The sequence below is a fragment of the Streptosporangium sp. G12 genome (assembly GCF_052983175.1).
Genome location: NZ_JBRIQO010000002.1, coordinates 290,390 through 306,699 on the forward strand (window position 1 = coordinate 290,390; position 16,310 = coordinate 306,699).

Genomic DNA, 16,310 nt, shown 5'->3' on the forward strand with positions numbered 1-16,310 from the left:
CACATGGGCACGAGAAGCAGCACGAAACGACGAGAACCAGCGAACGCCAAAAGCCCGGCTCAGAGCACCTTCTAAGAGATCATCGCAGGTCAGTTATCATCACGGATCAGATCTCGATGTTCTAGAGATCGGGATGCTGGCAACAGGGCTGGAAGGACCTGGACGACCATGCACTGAGGGATCCCGAGGACCCGCCCCACCGGGTCCGGAAGACAGCTATGGATGATCGTGTTCTACCCCGTAACGAAGAGGTTCGAGATCCGAACAAGCAGGCCGTGATGGGTTCCCTGCTCTACTTCGCGCGTACGGTCACCGCTGCTCGCGGCGCGTGGAAGACCAGGCGCAGTGTGAAGGTGTCCAGTGTGAACATGTCGGTGCCGTCCCAGTCGAACTGCCCGACCTGTCCCGGCGGAGCATCGGGATCAGCGTTCACGCGGTCTTGACCCTCTTGGTCCTCGTGCCACTCGACGAGGCGGACGGCCTCGAACCGGAAGACCACGACGGGCGTCTTCGACAGTTCAGGTGGAGTCCACCGCAGGTCGTGGACGAACTCCAGCTCCAACGTCGGCGACCTGCCGGGCTCATAGGTCAGGCGACTGAAGTCGGTGTCGTGAAGGTAGACGTGAGCACCCTCCTCGGTCCAGAACTCGTACAGTCCTCCCTTAGATGTGATGCCACGATCCTCGTCCTTCGTCACGCCGGCGAACTCGGTTACTGACATGAGGACATGGTCCTACAGACCGGAACGACCTCGGCGGGTCTCGAGCGCTGCCGGCAGTGCCGGCAGCGATGTCTTCCTACCAACTGAACGGAAGGTTGGATCGGCGGGCTTCCACGTCGTCGTAAATCGCAGGCAGCCATGGCCGGCGAATCTTCGGCAGTCGTGCCGGCGCGTGGAGGAACACCCCCCGGTCGAGCCGGAACGGGCCGAACGGCGGCGGTGGAGGGTCATCGCGATAGACGCCGTCGGGTGGCCCGTCCGACGCGGGGCGGAACCGCCGATTGGGGCTGAAGGATCGGCCGGGCCGCGATCGCCGTGGCCGGATCGTCGGCGGGCAGGTGGTCGATGGCGCGGAGGGCGGACGCGTAGGCCCTGCACGCGGCGGCGCCCGCTCGTTCGTCGTCATCGACCCAGTCACGCAGCGTACGTCAGCTGCCGGCGTCGCCCGGCCGTCGCGCGCGGGAGGGGCGGGGGTGTGCGGCAGCGGCGTCGAGCAGTTCCGGGAGCGTACCCCCGAACGCCGGTAGCAGTTCCAGCAGCGCCGGCCAGAACCCCGCCGGTGCCGACCGCGCGGCCGTGTCGAACAGCCGAGCGCAGTGATCGAGGAGGTCGTCGCCGTGCTTGTCCTCGGACGAGAGAGCGAGGGTGGGCAACGTGGAGGCGTACTGGAGGATGTGCCTGGCGGGGCGACTCCTCGCCAGCAGCTCTTCGCCGGTGAGGACTCGCGCGGCGCGGATTCGGTGGAGGAGTCCCCAGGGGTTGTGGATGTGGTGCAGTGCGGTCACGGCGGTGCGTGCAGCCGCCGGGCTCTGGCCGGCCAGTATGGGGAGCAGGCCGGCGGGCAGCGCCTGGGCGAGTGTTTCCGGGAAGCCCTCGCGGGCGGCCAGGGCGCACAGGAGATGCGGCGGCAACGCCGAATCGCGGTGAGCGTCGAGGAGTTCGCGCCAGGGGGGCGAACCGTTCTCACCGAGCGCGGATGTCAGCAACGCTTCGCTCTCGATCGGGTCGGCGCATGCCCGAAGCGCGCCGACCAGGTCTGACGCCGCCACCGGAGGCGACGAGCCGACCGCGAGCAGCCGGCGCAGTGTCACGTCGTACGCGGCTGAACGCTTGTTGGCCCGGTCCAGCAGGGGATTCAGCCCGTGTGCCCACGCCCGTGTCGCAGGCGTGCACGCCGGCGTGTTGCAGGCCCAGCGGGCGAAGAGCGCGCGAGGGGGTATTCCGGCCGAGACGAACCGGTCCAGGACCATGGAGGTGAGGTGCCCCCCGGTTCGCCGCGGGTGGAGGTCGCGTCTTTCCATGTGGGCCAGCAGCGGGTCGGGGAGGCCTGCGATCACATCGGCCAGCACGGCGTCGGGCGCATGAGCCAGGATCCGCAGATCCGCCTGCTCCGCCGGCACCGGGCTCGGCGTCTTCCCGACCCGGCGGAGCAGGTTCGAGAGCGTTCCCGGGTGGGCCGGCAACGCCGCGGCGGCTGCCGGCCAGGCGGACCGGTCGGTGCCGAGTCGATCTCGCAGCAGCCCTCCCACGCACTCCCAGAAGGTCCGTGCCGCCTTGTGGTGGTTGTGGTCATAGCCGTCGACGGCCCGGACCAGCAGGTCCAGACGCGGCGTGGTGATGATCATTTCCTCCACCGTTCCATCCGAGAGCACATGGCGCAGGAACGAGGGGCGCACCTCACCGATGCGGGTCAGGGCGGCCTGCCACGTCCACCGCGGAACGGGTTGCCGCCGGGCCACCAGCCGACCGGCGACTAGGGAGTCCCACGGTGTGAGCAGGGCGCCGGTCAGCGCGTCAGGGCAATCGGGCCGCGCGATCAGGGCACGGCGCTGCACGCGGCCGAAGGGCTCCCGCCGATGCTCGGCGGCCAGCACCGTCCAGTCCGGCCGCGTCATCGTGGAGAGGACGGCGTCACCGTCGAGCACCGTGGCGGCGGACCGCAACCACCCGCTGAGCCCGTCGGCCGGCGCGGTCACGGCCGGCGGTCCGATCACGTCGAGCCCCGCGGCCCGTAGCTCCGCCCGCGCGACACTCCGCACGTCCGGGGAGAGCAGCCGCAGCATCCGGATGCCGATGTTCGCCATGTTTTGATTCTTCCGCCATTCAGGTCAGAAAGTGACCTCTATCCGGCCTAACGTGGGTCCTGACCGACGGAACAACGGAAGGCGAAGACCGTGAGCGAGACCACGAACGTTGACGAGCTGACCACCCGCGACATCACGGCCGCGCCCGTCGTCACCGGTGAGCGCGCCGACCTGCTGGCGATGCTGGCCAAGCACCGGCACTTCCTGCGCTTCACCACCCGTGACCTCACCGACGAGCAGGCCGGGCTGCGGACCACCGCCAGCGAGCTGTGCCTGGGCGGACTGATCAAGCACGTCGCGGCGGTCGAACGGAGCTGGGTGGACTTCATCCTGGACGGCCCGTCGGCGATGGGCGACTTCGCCACCATGACCGAGGCCGACTGGGCCCGAAGGGCCGACGAGTTCCGGCTGTTGCCCGGCGAGACGCTGGCCGGTGTGCTGGCCGACTACGCCGAGGTGGCCCGCCGGACCGACGAGCTGGTCGCCACCCTGCCCGGGCTGGACGCCGCCCAGCCGCTGCCGAAGGCCCCGTGGTTCGAGCCCGGCGCGTGGTGGTCGGCCCGCAGGGTGCTGATGCACGTCATCGCCGAGACCGCCCAGCACGCCGGCCACGCCGACATCCTCCGCGAATCCCTTGACGGCGCCAAGAGCATGGGCTGACATCTCGGATCGGACGTCCTGGGAAGGCGGGGGCGAGCCGGTTCGCCGGGCTGTGCCGCCCCCGCCGTTCCGCCGCCCCTGCCTTTCCGCCCCCGCCGGGCTCGACCGGCCGCGGGCACGGGACCGGCCGTCGCGGCGAGGCCGGCGCGCGACGTCCGCCTGCCGGTGGAAGTGCCTGACCTCGGACGACGCAGGCTGAACCACCTGGGGAAAAAGTACGTTTATGGGGCATGAGACTACGAATGACCCTACTTGTCGCACTGTTGTCGCTGGCCGCGGCCTGTGGAGGAGCGGAAGCGGATATGTCGGCGACCCCGGCCGACGACGGGCCGGCGAAGCCGGTCGCCCTGTGGGGTTCCGAAGGCGGGTTCGTGACCGCGACCACGAACGTGCTGCGTCCGCCGAGGGTGGTGCTGTACGGCGACGGCCTGGTGATCGTTGACGCGCGCAGGCAGCTGAGACTCACCGGTGCGGAGGTGGACGAGACGGTCGCGTCGATGGAGAGGTACCTGACCGGGCAGCCGCCGACCGCGACGCCCAGGCCGGGCGCGCCGATGGTGACGGACGTGCCGGCCACCGTCCTCGGGGTACGGGGGAAGGACGGGAAGATGCTGGAGGTCCGGGTCCCGGCCCTGGACCAGGTCGCGGGCTTCTACCCGAAGGAGCTCTCGGACGCGAAGAAGCTGATGGACGGCCTGGCGGCCCGTGCCGCCGCCTCGGGCACCGACTACGCCGCCACCCGCGTCCGGATGGTCGCCGAGGGGGCCGCGTCGGCGGAGGGCACGCCGGCGCCGTGGCCCGCGGGGGTCCCGGAGCCTTCGGGCACGGTGGACCCGGTCTGGCGCAAGGACGTCGAGGGGGCGACGGTGAGCGCGATCACCAAGGCGGTGCCCGCCGGGCCGGAGCACGGCCGGTCACTCTTCAAGACCGGTTCGGGGGCGCTCTTCGTGCTCTCCTGGCGGTACCTTCTGCCTGACGAGTAGCGAGGGCCGATGGCGGGGGCTCACGGCCACCTCGTCACTCCGCCCGGCCGGAACCGCACCGCAACCGGAATCGCACCCCGGCCGGAACCGAACCGGCGAGACGGGCGCCCGAGGCGCGGCCGGGGGACCACGGGCCGGCGGGGCCGTGTCGAGGTCAGCGGGCCCCGGCGGCGAGCACCTCCTGGGGGAACAGGTCGTCGAACACCGCGGTCCGGTCGAAGGCCATCGCGCGGGTGCGAGCGCGGAGTTCCAGGTCCCGCCGCTCGGCGGCGGGCATGTCCAGGACCACCCGGTCCACGGCCGCGGCCAGGCCGCCGATGTCCCTGGGCTCGACGATGACGGCGGTGTCGCCGACCGCCTCCAGGGTCCCGCCCGTCATGGTGGTGACGATCGGTCCACCGCCGGCGAGCATCTTCTCGGCCAGGGCGATGCCGAACGTCTCCACGAAGTCGGGCTCGGGCCTGGTCGGCAGCACGTAGGCCGCGCAGCCGCGCATGAGCATCGGCTTCTCGTGGTCGTCGACATCGGTGAGGATCACCACCCGGTCGTCCTCCTTGGCCATCGCCCGCACCTCCTCCAGGGCGGGCCCGGTGCCGGCGACGACCAGTTTCACGCGTGACCGGCAGCGCATCCGGCCGAAGGCGGTCAGCAGGTCGTCGATGCCCTTGGCCGGGGTCACCCGGGACAGGAACAGGATGTACCCGTCACGCTCCAGCCCGCGTTCCGCGAGGGCGGCGTCCACGTGCGCCGGGTCCAGGTCGAGAAAGGCGGCGGAGTCGATCGGCGGGTAGCTGACGGTCACGCGGCGCCGGCACTGCTCGGCGAACGTGGTGCCGCAGTGGGCGTCCACCTGCTCGGCCGAGGCGACGATCTCCTCCCGGGTGTACTCGGAGACCGCGACGACCTCGTCGTTGGCCAGGAACGTGGTGAACAGCACGGTCGCCGCGCCGAACCGGCCTTCCCGCAGGCACGACCGGATCACGTTGGTCACGTCGGAGCCGACCGCCTTCGCGACGGTGTGCACGTCGGGCGCGAACCCGGCCGCGCGCGCGGCCGCGACCGCGTCCACGACCACCGAGGCGTGCGGGACGGTGTACATGGACAGGCAGGTCGTGGGCACCGGTTCGGCGAGCAGCTCGACGAGGCGGCCGGTGAGGCCGGCCTGGTGGCGCCCGTCCGGCACCCGGTAGTCCCCGACCGCCTCCGGACGCTCCACGGTGATCCCGGCGCTGTACGGCAGCAGCCGGTCGAGCGGCTTGAGAGGCAGCCCGGCCGCCCGCAGCGTCGGAATCGTCCAGGTCAACAGCCGTACGTCGTCGAAACCGCGGGTCAGCGCCACCTCGGCGAGGTTACGAGCCTCGCCGGAGTGGCCGCAGATGACCGGGTCGGCTCTGACAACGATGACGAGACGGCGGCGAGGGTTGGTCATCGTGCTTCCTTCGGTTCGGCGGGAGGATCGGAAAGGGACGGCGGGCGGGCCTCCCGCCCCCACCCCGACGGCTCCGGGCCCAGCCGCAGGTGCAGCACGCCGCCCCGGTGTACGGTGGCGGCGCTCAGGTGCGTCGCGTGCAGAGGCCTGCCGTCGAGGGTCGCCGACTGGACGTACTGCGCCGGCAGGTCGCGATCGACGCCGTCGACACCGATCGGCGTCTCGCGGTGCCCGCTGGTCTCGACGACGAACTCGCCGCCGCCGGTCCGGAGCACGGACCTGGCGAACGCGGGCGCGTTGACCAGGAACAGGTTCTGCCCGGCGATCGGGAACAGCCCCAGCGAGGCCCAGACGTACCAGGAGCTCAGGCCGCCGGAGTCGTCGTTGCCGGGCAGCCCGCCGGGCCCGGTGCCGAACTGCCAGGTCAGCGCCGCGTGGACCACCCGGGCCGTACGGTCGGGCCGCCCCGCGTAGTGGTAGGCCCAGGGGGCTTCCATGTCGGGCTCGTTGTTCAACCCCTCGAACCGGTTCAGGGCGTATCCGGCCGCCATCTCCGCGGCCTGGGGGCGCAGGCCGGGCTGTGTCACCGGTGCGGCACCGAAGCCGAAGAACCTGTCCAGCATGCCGACGAAGGCCCGGTCGCCGCCGGCCAGGGCGATCCGCGCGGCCATGTCGTGCAGCAGCCGGAACGAGTAGTTCCACTTGCCGCCCTCGTAGAACTCCGAGTCGCGCAGCAGTCCCGTGCCCGGGTCGAAGGCGTTGGACCACTGGCGGCCGCGGTCTTCGAGGTCGTCGGCCAGGCGCCGGTCGTTCATCGCCCGGGCGACCTGTGCCGTGCAGTGGTGGCCGTAGGCGAGGTCGAGGGTGTGGGTGATCGGGTGCACCACCCCGTGCTCGAAGAAGTCCTCGCCGTACAGGCGGCGAAGGTCGTCGACCATGTGCACGAGCGCCCAGTTCCAGTCCAGGCCCGCCCGGCCGAGGGCGTGGGCGTCCGCCAGCGCGGTGTGCGCGAGCGCGCTGGCCTGGCGGTAGAACCGGTCGGCGCCGCGGGCCATCCGGTAGCCGACGGGGAAGTTGCCCTCCTCCTCGCAGACCCGGATCAGCGACTCCAGCAGGTCCGCGGCCCGGTCCGGGACGATGGCCGCGAGCAGCGGCAACTGCGTCTTGTAGATGTCCCACATGGTGCACACGTCGAACGCGAACGGTCCGGGGGTCGGCCAGAACGGGCTCTCGTCGTCGGCGAAGCACGGCTTGATCAGCGAATGGTAGAGCGCCGTCGCGAACACGGTGCGCCGGGCCGGCGTGCCACCCTCGACCTGGACGCGGCCGAGGTGGTCGCCCCAGCGCGCCCTGGTCCGGGAACGTACCGCGTCGAACGCCGGCCGCGAGTGCCCGCACTCGCTCTCCAGGTTCTGCCGCGCCTGGTCGCATCCGCGCAGCGAGAACCCGAGCCGCACCTCGATCGTCTGCCCCGCCTCGGCCGGGCCCATGAAGAGCATGCCGAAAGGCCGCAGCGTGGTGTGCCGGATGCTGTCGAAGTCCAGGCGGGTACCGCCGTCGATGAGCCGGCGGTCGTACCAGAGCATCTGCCGCCAGCCCGGGCTGTCGACGTCCAGGTACACCGACAGCGGGACGCCCTCCATCACCACCGTGCCCTGGGCCCGGCCGTGGCCCATGCTCTCCACCTGCGCCCGCAACGGCACGGTACGGCCGTGCTCGATGGCCAGGCCACCGCAGGACAGGTCGATCACTACGCGGGCGCTGCCGTGCTCGGGAAACGTGTATCGATGAACGGCGACCTTGGTGCCCACGGTGAGCTCGCAGCGGACCCCGGTGTCCAGGGTGGCCGCGTAGTAGCCCGCCTCCGCCACCTCGTCGCGCAGCGGCCAGGCCTCCCCCAGCGCGTCCAGCGGCTGCACCATCGGGGTGACCCGGACGTAGTTGTAGTACTTGCGGATCGCGCCGGTGCCGGACTGCTGGAAATGACTGAACCCGGACGCCTGCAGTCGCCCGAACATCTCCTCGGGTACGCCCTCGGTGTTCTTGGTGTACCGTCCGTAGCCGGTCGGGTACGCGCCGGAGTAGGCGCAGGCCGACACCATGCCCAGCGGCGAGGTGGCACCCGGGTGGGTGTTGCCCACCTGGGGTTTCGGCCACCACCAGGTGGCGGCCAGACCGTGTGCCCGAGGCAGGTCGGTGGCCGCTACGCCGATGAAGGGGTCAACGTTGTCGAGGATGGCGGAAATCTACCCAGCGTGATGTCCTGTTAGGTTTCGGCGAGGTGAAATCCTGTGTCCGCAGGTGCGAAAAGCCTCGTGGGGTGATCCACGCCGGTTTCGATCTCTCGCCGGGCGCGCCGACGGCACCCTTTACCGCTGGTGGGAAGGCCCTGGGTAGCCTCGCGGGCATGGGAGACGCGGCGCCGGCAGAGGTTGATCTAGTCCGCGAGGCGCAGGCCGGTGACGTCGGCTCTCTCGGGCTGCTGCTGGCTCGACACCAGGCGGACATGCGCGCGGTGGCGCTGGGCGTCCTGGGCCATGTCCCCGAGGCCGAGGACGCCGTCCAGGAGGCCGTCCTGGTCGCGTTGCGCCGTATCGGGGACGTCCGGGATCCGCGTGCGGTGGCGCCGTGGCTACGGGCGATCGTCCGCAATGTCTGCCGGATGCACCTTCGGAGCAGGAAGGCGGTGCCGGTCGACGATCTCGAGTCGCTGGTGCTGCCGCGTGGTGAGCCCGATCCCGGGGAGCTCCTGGACCGGTACGCCACGCGGGACTGGGTCTGGAGCGCGATGGAGGAGCTGTCCCCGAACCTGCGGCTGGTGACGATGCTGCGCTACTTCACCGACGTGACGGCCTACGAGCACATCGCGGAACTGTGCGCGGTGCCGGTCGGCACGGTGCGCAGCCGACTCAACCAGGCGCGCGCCAAACTGTCCGAGGCCCTGCTGGCGACCGCGAGCCTGGCACACGACGACGTGGCGGTGCTGACCGAGGCGCGCCGCAGGGAGGCCGAGGAGACGCTGCGGGCCGCGCGCCGCGGCTCGTTCGCCGAGGCCCTGGCGGCGCACTGGTCCCCGGAGGTGGACATCACCTGGTCCCGGGGCCGGCGCACGAAGGGCTTCGACTACCTCGTACGGGCGATGGACCGCGATCTCGACGATGGCGTGCACCAGCGCCTGACCAATGTCGTGGCCGGTCGTGAGGTGGTCATCTGGGAGACCGACCTGATAAACCCGCCCGACGACCCTTTCCACTGCCCGCCGGCGGCCGTGTGGGTGCAGTTCCTGGAGGCGGGCCGGGTACGGCGGTTCCGGCTGTTCCATCTCCCGCGCGACGCCGGTGTCCCGGGTGCGTCGCGCTGATCCGTCACGGCGAGGTACGGCGGTGTGTGGCCGGTTCCCGTGAATTCGCGGACGGATCGAACTTCCGGGGTGGCCGGTGCATCTTGCAGGCGTGAGGCCCCGGGGCGCGAGTCGCGCGAACGCGAGACGCGGCCATGGGGGATATCGAGGGATCCGATGCATCCGATGCATCCGAGGGGAAACAGTATGTCGCAGGACCGGTTGACCGCTCTCGCCGAAGGCGTCGAGGCGGAGTTCATGTACCAGTACGAATCGTCCGCACCGCCCCCCGCCGCGTCCCTGCTCGGGATCACCACCGCGCGGATCGGCGGTGGTGTCGCCCTGTCGATGCGACACGACGTGACGGGCTACTGGAGCAAGGCGCTCGGGTTCGGCTTCGAGGAGCCGATCACTCGCGACCTCGTCGACCGCGTGGTGGACTTCTACCGCGCGGAGGACAGCAAGGGGGCGGTCATCCAGATCGCTCCGGACGCGCTGCCGCCGGACTGGGACGACATTCGCGCCGGCCACGGCATCATTCCGGGCTCGTCCTGGGTGAAGCTGGCGTGCCCGATCGACGCCTTCCGGCCGGGCCGGACCGAGATGCGCGTCGGGCCGGTCGGTCCCGCCGCCGCCGCGGAGTGGGCTTCTGTCGTCCTGCGGGGGTTCGGCATGCCCGAGGAGGGACTCGCCGAGATGCTGGCGGCGAGCGTCGAGCACCCGGCCTTCCGGCCGTTCGCGGTCTGGGACGGCGACGAGATGGTCGCCGGAGCCAATCTCTTCGTCCACGGGGAGATCGGCTCCCTGAACGCCGCCTCGACGCTGCCCAGCCACCGCAACCGCGGCGCGCAGTCGGCCCTGCTGGCGGCCCGCGCCGAGGAGGCCGAGAACGCGGGCTGCCGCCGGCTCGTCGCCGAGGCCGGGCTGCCGGCGAAGGGCTCGGCCAATCCGTCGCTGAACAACATGCTCGCGGCCGGGCTGCGGCCGCTGTACAACCGGCGGAACTGGATCTGGCGGCCGGACACCGGCCCGGCCGCCGGATCGTGACCCGGCCCGTCAGTCCGGGACCGCGCCGCAGGTGATGTTGATCGCCGCGCTCGTCACGGCGCGGGCCAGGTCGGAGGCGGCGAAGACGGCCGCGTTGCCGACGTCCTCCAGTGACGCGGCTCGCCCGGTCAGGGTCTGCCCGACGATGTCCCGCTCGATGACCTCGCGCTGGTCGAGGTCCGCCGGGATCGTCTCGGGCAGGCCACCGGTCCGCAGGGTGACGACGCGGATCCCGTACGGTCCGAGCTCGGCGGCCAGCTGGCGGCATCGCGTACCTGGCGTCGTCGGTCGGCATCGCCACGACGGCCTCGACGTCCCCGGCCTCCCACGCGGTCGCGTACCGGTCCGCCGGCTCCCGGAGCCCTTCGCCGCCCGGGGAGCGCGGGCCGGTGCCGGGACGCCGGGCACCGAGGGTCTTGCGGGCGCGTTGCAGCGCGCTGTTGACCGACGCGACCGTGGTGTCCAGCAGGTCCGCGACCTCGCGCGCCGAGAATCCGAGCATCTCACGCAGGACCAGGACGGCCCGCTGGCGGGCCGACAGGTGCTGGAGCGCGGCGACGAAGGCCAGGTTCCATCCCCTCGCGCGCCACGTAGCGAGCCTCGGGGCCCGGTCTCTCGTCGGGGTACGGCTCGACCCACCAGGTCTCGGCGAGCGGCGCGGCTCCCGGGCTGAAATCGGTGGGCAGTTCCCGGCGAGCCCCCACGGGCGGGGAGGGAGTGCGCGCTAGTCGAAGAATTGCCAGATGCTGAACCTTCGCACGTAGAGGGGGGTGGAGTCGCGGCCGAGCACCCGGATCCGCCGGATGCGGGTCTGCTGGTTCATCGTGACCTTCACGCACTTCAGGCACGCCTCGTGGAACCCCGGCAGGGCGAAGTAGGAGATGGACGCGGCGCGGTGCCCCAGCCCCCGGTCGGAGAGACCAAGCCCCACCTCCCGGTATAGGCGTCTCGACCCCTTCAGGTTGAACGCGGTGGAGCCGATGAGCGCGTGGTTCGACTTCGGCGGGCAGTGCACGAATATCCGGACGTGGCTGGCCTGGCGGGGCCACAGGGGCAGGACGCGGAGCGAGGGGACCCTCCTCAGCCACGAGGGGATGGTGTTCCTGCCGCCCAGGCCGGGCAGCGAGACGCTGTGGTCGGTCCTGGTGGTGAGGGTCGCGGTCGCGGTGGCACCGGAACTGGAACTGGCACTGGCCACCGGGGTCGGGGTGGCCATGGGCGTGGGGGTGGCGCCGGGCGCGACGGCAGGCGTGGGGGCGACGTCGACGTCGCCCGTGGCGGCGGGCGCACGCCCGGGGACCGTGGCGGCGGGTGCACGCGCGGGGGCGGGACCGGGCGGGGGAGGGGACGGGGCGGCCGGTCCGGCCGGGCTGCTCGGGCCCGCCGTGAGAACGGCCGCGACTGCGATTCGTATGGCGAGACGCATGCGTTCCTCCTGCCGGACGCCCGGGTCGCTGTACGGTCGTCACGCGGTGTGACATGGGTGCCGGTGGAGGGGGCCTGCCCGGGGACGCCCCGGATGAGGACGTCACATGTGGGGCCTGACCAGGCTGATCGTCTCGATTATGTCGGTTGGGGCGCACAACGGAGGGAGCCACGCTGGTAGGGCCCCCGACCCGGGCGGCGTGGCCGGAAAGGCCCGCGGGGCCGTCGTTCACACGAGAGGCCGTCGAGGCTGTTCCGCCGCGCCCCGGAGGAGGCCGTCCGGCGGCGTCCTCGCGTGCTCACCCGGCCCGTACCGGTGGCGGCGTGCTCCGTGTCAGCCGGAGACCGCGCGCAGGGCGCCCGGGTGGCGGCCGGTGAGGCGGTCGAGCGCGGTGGAGGTGGCGCTGTCGGCGGGGAGATGGACGACGAGGCGCTGGTCGTCGTCGGCGGGCAGTTCGAGGGTTTCGTACGCCAGGCGCAGCTCACCCGCGTCGGGGTGGACCAGCCGCGTGACGCCGCTGGACTTCGGGAGGCCGGGCAGGGTGTCCACCCGCCCGGCGAAAGCCGCCCCGGCGGTGACGGCCAGCTCGTCGGCCAACGTGGCGACGTGCCAGTCCGCCCGGAACGGCCCCTGCTTGAGAGCGGCGACCTGCTCGTCGGCGACATGGTCCCAGTCGGGATAGGCGGTCCGCGCCCGGCTGTCGGTGAACACGAAACGGGCGAGGTTCGGCGGGCTGCCGTCCAGCAGGCCGATCGGTCCCGCCAGCCGTTCGTAGCCCGCCGTCCAGGCGAGGATCTCGCTCAGCCGGTTGAGCAGCAGGGCGGGGGCGGGCTCCAGCCGGTCGAGCAGTGCCCGCACGGTGGGGCGGACCGCGCGGGCCGGCGTCGTGGCGCCCATGCAGGTGAAGCCGCCGTCGGCCGACTTGGCGAGCCGGTGCAGGTGGACGCGTTCGCTCGTGGTGAGCCGTAGCGCGGTGGCCAGCGCGGAGAGCACGGGCGCGGACGGGTGGCGGTCGCGTCCCTGTTCGAGCCGGGTCAGGTACTCGACGCTGACTCCGGCGAGCGTGGCCAGCTCTGCCCTGCGCAGGCCCGGTGTGCGGCGGCGGGGGCCGGTGGGCAGTCCCACCTCGGCGGGGGTGACGGCTTCGCGGCGGATGCGCAGGAACATGCCCAGCTCGTTGTCGCTCACGTTTCGAACGTAACAGCCGTGGCCGCCGGGGTCGTGGCCCTGCCACTACCAGTCTTGGCCCGGTCTTCCTGGTCTCCGCGCCGCCCGGCAGGTTGAGGAACGTGACCTTCACGGTCACCTCGGACCTCGAATCCCCGACAGGGAGCACAACCATGCCCAGTGAGACCCTCAACCTCGCAGTGATCATCGGCAGCGTCAGGGAGGGCAGGTTCGGCCCGGTGGTCGCGAACTGGTTCACCGAGCGGGCCGAGCGCGACGGCCGGTTCACGGTGGATCTCATCGACCTGGCGGACACGCCGCTGCCGCTCGAACTGCCGCCCCTGCCGCCGGCGCTCCAACCCGACATGGCCCGTCCGGCGGAGATGGCGGACCTCACCCGGCGGATCGGGGCGGCCGACGCGATCGTCGTGGTGACGCCGGAGTACAACCGAAGCTTCCCGGCCTCGCTGAAGGCCGCCATCGACTGGCACTACACCGAGTGGGAGGCGAAGGCGATCGGCTTCGTCGGCTACAGCGGGGGGAGCGGCGGCCTCCTGGCGGTGGAGCAGCTGCGCCAGGTCTTCGGAGAGTTGCACGCCCACACGGTCCGCGACTACGTCACCTTCCCCCGGTACTACGAGCTGTTCGGCCCCGACGGCGCCCTCAAGGATCCCGAGGGCCCCGAGCGCGCCGCGAAGGCGCTGCTCGACCAGCTTCTCTGGTGGGGCTCGGTCCTGCACGACGCCCGCCGCGACCGCCCGCGCGCCGTCGCGGGGTAGGGCCCGCCGGAAAAGCCGTTTGCCGCAGCCGTACGCCGGGTTAGGCTGCCGTCACGCTCCGGCCGATCTTCACGGATCTCATGGGCCTTGACGGAGGAGGTGGGGCGCTTCTGGAAGACCGGACGTCATATCCCGGAGGGGTGACCGCATGACAATGTTCGTCCATCTCACGGCGGCGAAGAACATCCGATCGGTGCGGCGGGCCGGAATCGGCGCGCGAAGCCGCGGTCGCGACGGCCTGCCGGGGCTGTTCTGCCTGCCGGTCCTGCCCTCCTACCAGCTCACCCACCAGTGGGTCCGCGAGCTGAAGCGCGGTGGGCGCCGTACGCTGACGGCCGTCGACTTCCGGGTGCCCGACGACGAGCCGGTGTTCGTGGGCCATTACGGGTGGGAGCACGAGCGGCTCCCCAGCGCCGAGGCCGCCGCCCTGATCGCCGGGTGCGACGACGCCCGGGGGTACGAGGTCTTCATCCCCCGGGCGATCACCGCGAAGGAGATCCACCGCGTCCGCGCCGTGAACCGGGTGACCGGCTGGAGATACATGCCCAAAGCCCACGGCAGACGTCCGTGTCCCTGCTGCCTCGCGCCCGGCGAGTACGGCGCGGCCAGAATCCGCCGGGCGGCCATGGGGGCCTGAGGCTCCGTGAGCCCTGAGCGGACGGACGAGGATCAGCGGACGGAAGCCGTCGTTTCCGGGGGTTCCCGTTCGTCGTGAAGGTGGGAGCCCGGGTCCGGCCGATGGGGCGGGCCGGACCCGGGCGTTCGATCGGGCGGGTGTCTCAGTGGAGCAGTTCGAAGAGCGTCAGCCACCGGCCGGGATGGACGAACGCCACCACGGTGTCACGGTCCACCCGCGCCTCCGAGAACGCGGCGTCCACCCGCCGGGCCGCGTACCGCATCCGCAGCGAGGCGTGCAGCGAACCGCCCAGCCCGGTGAAGCCGTACTCGACGAACTCCCGCCAGGCCGCGTCCCGGCCGCCGGCCAGCAGCGGGACGGGGCGCGACACGATCCGCAGGATCGCCGAGTCGACGGCGGGCACCGGCCGGAAGCTCCCGCGGCCGACATGTCCGGCCAGCTCCCAGGAATGGCCGGGCCACGTCAGCACGGTCAGCTTGCTCCAGCGGCCGAAGTCGCCGGAACGCTTGCGCGCGTACTCCAGCTGGGTGAGCAGGGTCGCCGAGGTGAGCGCGGGCGCGCGCAGGCACCAGTCGACGATCCTGGAAGTGATCGAGTAGGGGATGTTCCCGGCGACCGCGAACGGCTCGCGCGGGACCCACGCGGTCAGGAAGTCACCCCTGACCACCTCGATCCGGTCGTCGTCGCGGGTGCGGGCGGCGAGCCTGCCCGCGTACAGCGGGTCGATCTCGTACGCCACGACCCTGGCGCAGCTTTCCGCGAGGGCGAGGGTGAGAGCACCCTCTCCCGCGCCCGGCTCCAGGAGCAGCTCGTGCGATCCGGCCGCCCCGGCCATCTGCCGGACGGCGTGCGGGTCGACGAGGAAGTTCTGCGACAGGGCGCGCCTGGTCCGGTCGCGTTCACCGCGGCCACCGCCGTTCCTTACCTTTCTCTGGGTGTGTGAATGGTTTCCGTGCGCGAAGGAGTGCGTCACAGCTTTCGCCCTTTCGGGTCCGAGGTGAGGAAAGGTCTCGGAGGCCCTGGGCGCGCATCGGGGACGCGTGGGGAACGGAGGAGGGGTGACGCGTCCCTAGCGGGCCAGAGCCCGGCTGCCGCGGGGACGGATCACGTAGCCGGCCATGTGGCAGGCGAAGTACATGCACATGGCTCTAGACGGTACGGCCCGTCTCGTTGCCTCGCAACGGGTTTTCCGCCGGCTCCCATCGGGCGGGGTGGCCGGTGGGAGCCGGCCCGGGGAGAGGACGTGTCCGGCCCCCGGCCGTCGCGCCGGACGGGGGCCGGGAGGCCGGCCGGGGCCGGGGGGCCGGGGGGCCGGGGCGGATCGGAAGGTGCCGGGATCAGCCCCCGAACAGGCGCGACGCCGCGTCGCGGGCGACGAGGAAACCGACGATGCCCAGGGTCCAGCCGAGCGCGGAGGCCGAGTTCCTGCGCATCCAGTCGCGCAGCCGTTCCAGCTTCGGGTCCAGCCGGCTCGCGGCGACGGTCTTGACGCCGAGCAGCACGAGCGGCGGCAGGATCATCACGAGCACGTAGCCGGCGAGCAGCGGTACCCACTGGGCGGCGGGCAGGTTCGCGCCGGTCATGAAACCGATCGCGCCGAGATAGGGAAGCATCGTCGCGACCTCCAGCAGGGCGGCGGTCAGCCCCAGGAGGACCATCGCCCCCGGCCCGCCGAGGCGGGGCTCCCAGCGGCTCGGCCCCTCCTTCTCCTTGCGCCGCTTGGAGTCGAAACGGAAGCTGAGCAGGAACAGCCCCACGCCGATCACCAGCTGGATCCAGTAGGCGGTGCGGCTGTACAGCGCCTCCTCGAAGGCGGCGAGGGCCGCGGCCAGCCCGAGCATCAGCGCGACGCCGACGCCGAAGTAGAAGATGGCGACCGTGGCGAGGTAGACCAGCAGGCGGCCGGCCGGTGACCGGTCCGAGGCGAGCAGCAGGTAGGCGGGAACGCCGAGGGTCCCGAAGCTCGTGCTGTCGACGAGCGCCAGGGCTCCCAGGGTCAGTACCAGTTCGATGGTCAACTTCGCTCTCCGTCGGTGA

At 71.7% G+C, this 16,310-nt stretch carries 15 protein-coding genes and 1 pseudogene; 6 read left to right on the plus strand and 10 right to left on the minus strand.

Features of this window, described 5'->3' with window-relative positions; translation table 11 throughout:
• Positions 1–292 precede the first annotated feature (292 nt).
• Together ACVCAG_RS04470 and ACVCAG_RS04475 are read right to left on the minus strand one after the other, a co-directional pair.
• A complete protein-coding gene (locus ACVCAG_RS04470; RefSeq protein WP_440081754.1) occupies positions 293–721 on the minus strand; it encodes a hypothetical protein in 429 nt (142 codons plus the stop codon).
• A gap of 428 nt (positions 722–1,149) precedes the next feature.
• Positions 1,150–2,805: a hypothetical protein gene (locus tag ACVCAG_RS04475; RefSeq protein ID WP_447189476.1), complete on the minus strand. Its 1,656-nt coding sequence runs from the start codon at positions 2,803–2,805 to the stop codon at positions 1,150–1,152.
• 180 nt (positions 2,806–2,985) lie between these two features.
• Here ACVCAG_RS04475 and ACVCAG_RS04480 point away from each other — a divergent pair, with 180 nt between their 5' ends.
• Together ACVCAG_RS04480 and ACVCAG_RS04485 are read left to right on the plus strand one after the other, a co-directional pair.
• Positions 2,986–3,465 carry a DinB family protein gene (locus ACVCAG_RS04480; RefSeq protein ID WP_447189531.1) on the plus strand — a complete coding sequence of 160 codons (480 nt, stop codon included), beginning with the start codon at positions 2,986–2,988 and terminating at the stop codon, positions 3,463–3,465.
• Positions 3,466–3,767: 302 nt separating this feature from the next.
• Positions 3,768–4,448, plus strand: a complete 681-nt coding sequence (locus tag ACVCAG_RS04485) for a hypothetical protein (RefSeq protein ID WP_440081751.1) — start codon at positions 3,768–3,770, stop codon at positions 4,446–4,448.
• A gap of 154 nt (positions 4,449–4,602) precedes the next feature.
• Here ACVCAG_RS04485 and ACVCAG_RS04490 read toward each other — a convergent pair whose 3' ends face one another.
• Both ACVCAG_RS04490 and ACVCAG_RS04495 read right to left on the minus strand, forming a co-directional pair.
• Entirely contained in the window at positions 4,603–5,877 is a 1,275-nt protein-coding gene (locus tag ACVCAG_RS04490; protein ID WP_440081750.1) for a glycosyltransferase, read from the minus strand.
• The gene (locus ACVCAG_RS04495) at positions 5,874–8,123 is read right to left on the minus strand and encodes a GH92 family glycosyl hydrolase (RefSeq protein ID WP_447189532.1); all 2,250 of its coding nucleotides are present in this window, start codon (positions 8,121–8,123) and stop codon (positions 5,874–5,876) included. Before ACVCAG_RS04495 ends, ACVCAG_RS04490 begins: the two co-directional genes overlap by 4 nt.
• Before the next feature lie 161 nt (positions 8,124–8,284).
• Between ACVCAG_RS04495 and ACVCAG_RS04500 the strand changes: the two genes are divergently transcribed.
• Entirely contained in the window at positions 8,285–9,238 is a 954-nt protein-coding gene (locus ACVCAG_RS04500) for a sigma-70 family RNA polymerase sigma factor (protein ID WP_440081749.1), read from the plus strand.
• 186 nt (positions 9,239–9,424) lie between these two features.
• Positions 9,425–10,264 carry a GNAT family N-acetyltransferase gene (locus tag ACVCAG_RS04505; protein ID WP_447189477.1) on the plus strand — a complete coding sequence of 280 codons (840 nt, stop codon included), beginning with the start codon at positions 9,425–9,427 and terminating at the stop codon, positions 10,262–10,264.
• A gap of 9 nt (positions 10,265–10,273) precedes the next feature.
• Here the strand turns inward: ACVCAG_RS04505 and ACVCAG_RS04510 are convergent, their stop codons facing one another.
• From ACVCAG_RS04510 to ACVCAG_RS04525, 4 genes and pseudogenes are all read right to left on the minus strand, one after another.
• Positions 10,274–10,672: an SDR family oxidoreductase gene (locus ACVCAG_RS04510; RefSeq protein ID WP_447189478.1), complete on the minus strand. Its 399-nt coding sequence runs from the start codon at positions 10,670–10,672 to the stop codon at positions 10,274–10,276.
• Between the two features lie 13 nt (positions 10,673–10,685).
• Positions 10,686–10,940: pseudogene (locus ACVCAG_RS04515) on the minus strand (sigma factor-like helix-turn-helix DNA-binding protein); the annotation flags it as partial.
• A 48-nt stretch (positions 10,941–10,988) separates the two neighbouring features.
• Positions 10,989–11,690: a hypothetical protein gene (locus ACVCAG_RS04520; protein ID WP_447189479.1), complete on the minus strand. Its 702-nt coding sequence runs from the start codon at positions 11,688–11,690 to the stop codon at positions 10,989–10,991.
• 333 nt (positions 11,691–12,023) lie between these two features.
• Complete coding sequence (locus tag ACVCAG_RS04525) at positions 12,024–12,878, minus strand: MmyB family transcriptional regulator (protein WP_440081744.1); 855 nt, start codon at positions 12,876–12,878, stop codon at positions 12,024–12,026.
• A 152-nt stretch (positions 12,879–13,030) separates the two neighbouring features.
• Here ACVCAG_RS04525 and ACVCAG_RS04530 point away from each other — a divergent pair, with 152 nt between their 5' ends.
• Positions 13,031–13,636, plus strand: a complete 606-nt coding sequence (locus tag ACVCAG_RS04530; RefSeq protein ID WP_440081743.1) for an NAD(P)H-dependent oxidoreductase — start codon at positions 13,031–13,033, stop codon at positions 13,634–13,636.
• Between the two features lie 148 nt (positions 13,637–13,784).
• Complete coding sequence (locus tag ACVCAG_RS04535; protein ID WP_447189480.1) at positions 13,785–14,273, plus strand: hypothetical protein; 489 nt, start codon at positions 13,785–13,787, stop codon at positions 14,271–14,273.
• 142 nt (positions 14,274–14,415) lie between these two features.
• On the opposite strand, the gene erm is transcribed toward ACVCAG_RS04535, so the two are convergent.
• Complete coding sequence (gene erm, locus ACVCAG_RS04540) at positions 14,416–15,246, minus strand: ErmE/ErmH/ErmO/ErmR family 23S rRNA (adenine(2058)-N(6))-methyltransferase (protein WP_447189481.1); 831 nt, start codon at positions 15,244–15,246, stop codon at positions 14,416–14,418.
• 364 nt (positions 15,247–15,610) lie between these two features.
• Positions 15,611–16,291: a GAP family protein gene (locus tag ACVCAG_RS04545; protein WP_440081740.1), complete on the minus strand. Its 681-nt coding sequence runs from the start codon at positions 16,289–16,291 to the stop codon at positions 15,611–15,613.
• Between the last annotated feature and the right edge of the window lie 19 nt (positions 16,292–16,310).